This is a genomic window from Methanobrevibacter sp. (assembly GCF_036307625.1).
Lineage (GTDB): Archaea > Methanobacteriota > Methanobacteria > Methanobacteriales > Methanobacteriaceae > Methanocatella.
The window spans coordinates 25,358-31,956 of record NZ_JAXJXF010000103.1 but is presented as its reverse complement, the minus strand read 5'-3'; the positions used below and the strand labels follow the sequence as shown (position 1 = coordinate 31,956).

8 protein-coding genes are annotated in these 6,599 nt (G+C 38.3%); 4 read left to right on the top strand and 4 right to left on the bottom strand.

The annotated features are described in order from the left end of the window. The coding region (locus tag UIB65_RS06815) for a hypothetical protein (protein ID WP_330040473.1) at positions 1 to 373 on the bottom strand (373 nt) is incomplete at its 3' end. 468 nt (positions 374 to 841) lie between these two features. Here UIB65_RS06815 and UIB65_RS06810 point away from each other — a divergent pair. Genes UIB65_RS06810 through UIB65_RS06795 form a run of 4 tightly spaced genes read left to right on the top strand, consistent with a single transcriptional unit; the run spans position 842 to position 3,867 of the window. After that, positions 842 to 1,198: a hypothetical protein gene (locus UIB65_RS06810; protein ID WP_330040472.1), complete on the top strand. Its 357-nt coding sequence runs from the start codon at positions 842 to 844 to the stop codon at positions 1,196 to 1,198. A gap of 21 nt (positions 1,199 to 1,219) precedes the next feature. After that, positions 1,220 to 1,612, top strand: a complete 393-nt coding sequence (locus tag UIB65_RS06805; protein WP_330040471.1) for a hypothetical protein — start codon at positions 1,220 to 1,222, stop codon at positions 1,610 to 1,612. 22 nt (positions 1,613 to 1,634) lie between these two features. Beyond that, positions 1,635 to 2,201 carry a restriction endonuclease subunit S gene (locus UIB65_RS06800; RefSeq protein WP_330040470.1) on the top strand — a complete coding sequence of 189 codons (567 nt, stop codon included), beginning with the start codon at positions 1,635 to 1,637 and terminating at the stop codon, positions 2,199 to 2,201. Next, positions 2,194 to 3,867, top strand: coding sequence for an N-6 DNA methylase (locus UIB65_RS06795; protein ID WP_330040469.1), 1,674 nt, complete (start codon positions 2,194 to 2,196; stop codon positions 3,865 to 3,867). The genes UIB65_RS06800 and UIB65_RS06795 overlap by 8 nt, the downstream gene beginning before the upstream one ends. A 207-nt stretch (positions 3,868 to 4,074) precedes the next feature. Here the strand turns inward: UIB65_RS06795 and UIB65_RS06790 are convergent, their stop codons facing one another. The 3 genes from UIB65_RS06790 to hemC are packed head-to-tail and all read right to left on the bottom strand — an operon-like array spanning position 4,075 to position 6,536. Further along, positions 4,075 to 4,686, bottom strand: a complete 612-nt coding sequence (locus UIB65_RS06790) for an orotate phosphoribosyltransferase-like protein (protein ID WP_330040468.1) — start codon at positions 4,684 to 4,686, stop codon at positions 4,075 to 4,077. Between the two features lie 9 nt (positions 4,687 to 4,695). After that, on the bottom strand, positions 4,696 to 5,652 hold the full coding sequence (locus UIB65_RS06785; protein ID WP_330040467.1) for a Gfo/Idh/MocA family oxidoreductase: 957 nt from the start codon (positions 5,650 to 5,652) through the stop codon (positions 4,696 to 4,698). 14 nt (positions 5,653 to 5,666) lie between these two features. Further along, positions 5,667 to 6,536, bottom strand: coding sequence for a hydroxymethylbilane synthase (gene hemC, locus UIB65_RS06780; protein WP_330040466.1), 870 nt, complete (start codon positions 6,534 to 6,536; stop codon positions 5,667 to 5,669). Positions 6,537 to 6,599 lie beyond the last annotated feature (63 nt).

The window sequence follows — 6,599 nt, the reverse complement described above, 5'->3', positions numbered from 1 at the left end:
TTCTAAAACAAGGATTAACAGATTTAATCGATGAAACAATGAACCTCTGGAGCAGGGGGGATAGCACGGTAATCCTACTCTCGTGGGAGAGTATCAGCCCGTGAAGTAAAAATCCTCGACTTCTCCAAAGTCGAGGTAGTTCAATTTGGAGTTTTGTGCATCTATTATAGTTTTTTCCATGGGATCTTATTTTTATTACAGATATAACATTCTCTACATTCATTCTTCGAGCGTAAACATCATGCCAGAAGATTGTTGCACTATTTAGTTTGTAGTGTTCTGTTTTTGCTTGTGTTTTTAATGGAATTTGGTCGAATGCATCTATTTCTTCATTTATGCTTTTTCTTATTGGTGAAAAAAAAGTAAACAACATTGATATTCACTTAAATTTTGGCATGTTTTCTACAATGTTTTAAAATTAAACTAAAATAGATTTATAAGTAATTTTTTTCTCTTTTTAAAGTTTACCTGTTGGTGTGTGCTTAATTTTACAATTGATTATGTTTGCGGTTATTTAATTTGTGATGTGTGCATTGCATGTTTGTGTTCATGTGACTTGACACATCTGAAATTTTTTGCATTTTCTTAAAAAAGATAAAATTTATATATGATTTGCAATATATTACTATTTACATTGGTATGAAATTGCACTTTTGAAAAAAGTATAATGAAAAATGCCAAAAAGTATATATACTATTGGAAATAATGTATATATGCGAATGTGTATTTTTACCAAAAAGATACACAAGGAATAGAAATCTATTCCTAAAAAAGATATCATCATTGTTCACATGTATTATCTTTTAAGGTGAGCATATAAAAAACGTAGGATATGATAATAATGAATGAGTTAGAAAAAGCAAACACAATCAACTGGTCAGAAAAAGTAAGAAATCTTGATGAAAACATAAGACGTGAAATCGGAATCGAAGGGGAAAATGAGGCCAAGCACATTTTAATCAAGGTCCAAACCAAGGCTGCAGAATGCATTGAACCTGCATTCATCGTCGATGAGGACGACACATTCCTTGACTTGTTTGTTCTCTCTCCGCAAGGCCCTGGCATAACCTCAACTGCGGTTCTCAAGTCCAACATCCAAAGTGTTGGCGTAATCGGAGGCGTGTCTGCCGAAAAAATGGACCCTCAAGAAATTCCCGAAGAAGTCGAGATGGACGACCTTGGAGGCCTATACCAGTAGGCCTTCAGTGCAGGACTGATCATGAAGAGGAAAAACAACAAATATAGAAGGAATAAGAATAACGACTACTACAATAGGGAATTGTTGCTAAATAAAAAGATTAGGCAGTTTCAAAACGACTATTACAATCTCTCCAACCCTCCAAGTCGGGAAGAATACCGAAAGATGGACGCACTAAGAAGAGATATAAAATATCTGCTCAGATGCCAGGAGTACCAGGTCTGGCAAAAATCTTACAACCGCAAACATGCTTATTTCAGCCAACTTTCACTATTTAAGTCAATGTACATGATGTGGAAAAGGCATACCTTTTTCACCTACATTGAAGAATACCATGACGTGCCGCATCACCTGGCACTATGGGCCAAAACCATTGGCTCAAACATGGTCCCGAAGGGGGTCTTCGGGACCTGATTCAATCTTTAGAGGCGAAAACATGAACAAAGTAAAACTCGGCAGCATTGCAGAGATAATATCTGGTCTTTCATACAGAAGATACAAGGATGAAGGCGACCAAACATTCGAAGTCATAGTTCAAAGATCAATAAAAAAGGATGGTGTACTGGATGATTTTGAAAAAATGAAGCTTAGAATGCCAAAATCAAGATATTTCACAAAATCCGGTGACATACTTATGAAGATGCCTTATCCGTATGATGTCGTATGCGTCGACCGGGAAAATCTTGTCGTAAGTGACAGGATTGCCATCATCAGGCTTACAGAACACCACAATCCTTCATTTGTAGCGCATCTTCTCACCAATGCGCATGTCAAAAAACAGCTTTACCAGCTTGGAAGTACCGAAAGGATACCTCACACATCACTCAAGGAAATAAAGGAACTGGAACTTGTCCTGCCAGACAGAAAAACACAGGACAAGGCTGCCGAGTTGCTTGATACAATCAACGAAAAGATTGCCAATGACCAGGCATTGGTTGAATATGACCAGAACCTCAAGGAAGGAATTCTGAATGAACTCTGGGACGGTGGAATCGATGTTTAGTCAAAAGTCCCACAACAGAAAGATACTGACAAATCTTTTAAGAAAAACAAGAAAAAACGACACCTCCAATCTAAACTACTTTATTCTCTACGGATTTCTATACAAATACCTTTCAGACAGGCTGAAAGACCATCTTATGCGCAACATTGCAGGCGATGAAGGCTATCTGAAGACATTTTACCAGACTCCGGAGGGAATCCAGGATTTAAGACACATTGCTCTAAGCGATCTTGGATACTTCATCGAAGACCCTTCAGCATATATGGACAACCACATCACAGACAGCATTGTGGAGGATATATTTTCACCGAGATTTTTCAGGCTTTTGAATGACAACATAACATTTTCGGATGAAAACAGAGCCAAACACTATTTTGAAGAGATAATCGGGATTTTGTCAAAGCAGATGGACCTCTACTCCCTAAACATCAATGACGAGATGAACTCGTTTATGAACAACTATCTCTTTTCACTTTCAAAGCTTGATGTCTTTGAAAATGACTTCACATACGCACAGGCATATGACGCAATTGCATATTCCATTTTCGGCAGGTTAATGTCAACCCCCGATTACATCACCGACATAATATCAAAGATAGTGTTTTCCCAACGCAAAAGCAGAGGCAATGCATATGACCCGTTTTTGAAGGACGCATCAATACTTTTCAACCTCAAAAGGGAAGGTGTCGCCATTGACATTTACGGCAAGGAGAAAGATGAGCTTCTTTACTTTTATTCAATCATAAAGGCATTCATAAATGAACTGGACTTTGATGAGGTGTTTTTGTGCAACGAAAATTCCATAGACTCAATGGCGGTGGACGGCAAGTCCTTCGACATGATCGTATCAAAGGTTCCAAGCAGATTCAGAAACATTTCAAAAGAAAGGCTCAAACGCCAAAGCCTTGAAATTCCAGCAGAAGACAGTGATGCTGATTTCAAAAGGAAACTGCTTTCAAACCTTGACATGGACAGGCTTGGTGACGACAAGCAGGTCATTGAAGCCCTGAAGATTATCGAAAACAAGTACAAACAAATCGAAAAGGAAGATGCCATTTCATTTTCCGGTGAATATGAAAGCCTTAAGGACAGCGAGTTTCTCTTTTTAATCAACATGATTAATTCACTTAAAGACGATGGAATGATGGTGGTTTCACTTTCACAGAACTTCCTGTTTAAAAATTCACTCACGCTTTTAAGAAAGTTCCTGACATATGAAAACAACTACATCGACGCTGTCATCTCACTTCCCGAAGGTATGGACAGAGTAATTCGTCCCGAAGTCATTATCGTATTCAAGAAAAAGAGAATGTATGATGATATTGTTTTCATTGATCTTTCCAATAATTACGGCACCATGCCATCACCTAATGCCGTTTCCGGACTTATGAGACGCAATTTACTATTGGATGATAAAACCATGGGCAAGGTTGTTGAAGCCCTCAATGAAAGAAGGCCATTTGAAAAGTTCTCTGAAATTGTTCCATTAAGGGAACTTGCAAAAAATGATTTCAACCTTGCGGTTTCAAGATATGTGGATACATATGACGGTGACTTCATTCGCCTCAAGGACTTGAAAGGGGATAGGGAAAAGATAGATTCAAAAATGGATGAGCTCAACGGAAAAATCAACGATTTGATGAATGACTTGAACATCAATTTCTAGCAATAACAATCCTTTGATTTTCATCAAATGATTTGACATAGTTGTGCTGAATTGACCGGTAATTTTAAGGGCTTATCAGCAATTAAAATTACTTCAAATCCATTTACTAGAATTTTTCTAGTAAATGAAAAAATAACATTTCCTTTTTTTTTGACGCTTAAGCTGTCAGAGTTTTAAAAAATTAAAAAAATAAGTGGTTTGGCAGATTTAAATTCTGCCGACTTTAATTAAAGATTCTACAGGAACTTCCTCTATTTCGGAAAGACCTGCCTTGTCGATTAAAACAACTACACAGAGAGGTTCTCCACCTAAATCCTTAACTGTGTGGATAACTTCACGTGCTGTTTTTCCGCTGGTGATGACGTCATCTACAATAACGACCTTTTTGCCCTCTACGCTTCCGAAGTTGGTACTGATGGTACCTTCATCGTCTGTGTCATCAGTATCTTTTCTGTGTTTGTGAGGGTGGAATATTGCAAGAGAAGTGTCGACGCCAGTCATGTCTTCCAATAAATCCGCCATAAGGGTAGCAAACGGAATACCACTAACCGCAATTCCGCAGACAACTTCCGCTTCACCATATGATAGGGTCAAGTCGCTCAATGCACTTGAAACATAGCTTAAACGTGCGGAGTTTCCACCGATACTTTTCCAGTTGATAGCAATGTCGGTTGGAGCATCGGCCTTAACTTCAGCTGTTTTTTGTAAAGTTAACCATCTTGCAGTGTCCATACTTACGTTAAGTTCATCTGCAATTTCTCCAGTGGTGAACCCATGTTGCCTGAGTTCCTGAGCCTTTTGAATTAATTTTTGTTTCACTTTTCTCACCTATTCGAGTTCATTTAAACTAATTGGTCTATGTTCTTTTGAAGATTTGTTAGCAGCAATAACCATTTTAAGAGCTTTAAGTCCATCTTCACCTGTGATTTCAGGTTCTTTTCCTTCAACAACTGCATGGAGGAATGAATTCAATTCTCCTTTAAGAGGTTCTTCATGTTTGATTTCAATATCTTGAGCAAATTTACCGAAAACTTCGATGCTTTGTTGGATATAGTCAACGGAAATGATACCTGCGGTTCCTGTGAGTTCCAATTCTCTACGTTTGTACGGAGTCAGCCAGTTCACTTCAATAATTCCTGTTGATTCATTGTCGAAGCTTACCATTATCTCAGCGTGGTCTTCGAATTCTGAATCATCAAAACTGCTGTTCATTGTTCCGTAAACCTGGGTGATGTCTTCTTCAAACAGGTAGTTCATGATGTCCAAATCGTGGATTGCCAAGTCGATTGATACTCCTACGTCCTTGATTCTTGGTGGGAGTGGTCCTACTCTTTTTGCAAAAGCGGATACTATATCTCCAATAACTCCATCATCAATAAGCTCTTTTGCCTTTTGAACAGCAGGGTTGAATCTTTCTACATGTCCTGTTGCAAGGATAACTCCTGCCTCTTTTGCAGCAGCAATCATCTCTTCAGCTTCGGTTAATGTAAATGCAATCGGCTTTTCAACCAAAATATGCTTTTTGTGTCTGATTGCTTCCATTACCACAGCGTGGTGGAAAGTGGTCGGTACACAAACGCTTACAACTTCAATATCTGGATTGTTAAGCAGTTCGCAATAGTCCGTATAGCCTTTGGCACCATATTTCTTCTCGATTTTTTTAAGTGCTCTTTCGCTCACGTCAGAAACAGCAATTAAATTAGCTTCTTCCATCTTATGGTATACACGAACGTGGTTTTCACCCATCGCGCCTACTCCAATAACTCCTACGTTTACAGTTCTCAATTCAATTCCTCCGTTTAAACATAATCCTCGAAAAGTTTTCCAATCCTTCCGCCAAGTTTGACAGCATCTTTAATTGAACCCTTTTCGCTTTGCTCCCTAAGGATTTCTCCATCCTTGGTCAGTAATATGGAATAAATATTAAATTCTTTATCATTCATGCGTGCAATCGCACCGATAGGCCATTGGCATCCAACGCCTAACTCTTCAAGCACTTTCTTTTCTGACAATACTTCCTGCATTGAAACATAATCATTGAGTTTGGAAATCTTGTCCTTTACATCGGAATCTTTTCTGGTAATTATTGCCAAAGCTCCCTGTCCTGCAGGCGGAGTGATGTAGTCAAGTGGAAATATGGTTTTGATGTATTTTGTCAAGTTCAACCTTTTCAATCCTGCCTCTGCCATTAGTGTAGCGTCAAGGTCGCTTTCAAAAACCTTATTGATTCTGGTTTCGATATTTCCTCTGATAGGCTTAAGTTCAAATTCCTTTTCGTAATGATTACAGAATGCTTCTCTTCTAAGACTGCTGGTTCCAAGCTTTGATCCAGGACCCAGTTCATCCCAGCTTTTTTCAGAAATAAGTACTTCATGCGGAGATTCACGTTTCGGAACTGCTACGATTTCCAAGTCTTCATCGAGTTCGGTAGGCAAATCCTTAAAACTGTGGACTGTAAAATCGACTTCCTCTTCAAGCAGTGCAATGTCCAGTTCCTTGGTAAAAAGGCCCTTAGAATCCATATTGTACAATTGGGAGGTTGTGATTTTATCTCCTTTGGTTTTTATAATTTCCACGTCAATCGCTTCTTTGGTTAATCTTTTCAAATCGGCACATACTTGGTTTGTTTGTGCTAAAGCTAATTGACTACCTCTAGTTCCAACAATCATTTATTATCTCCATTTTTATTTTCTTCAATTATAAGTTAATAACTTATAAGAAATTTTTACATT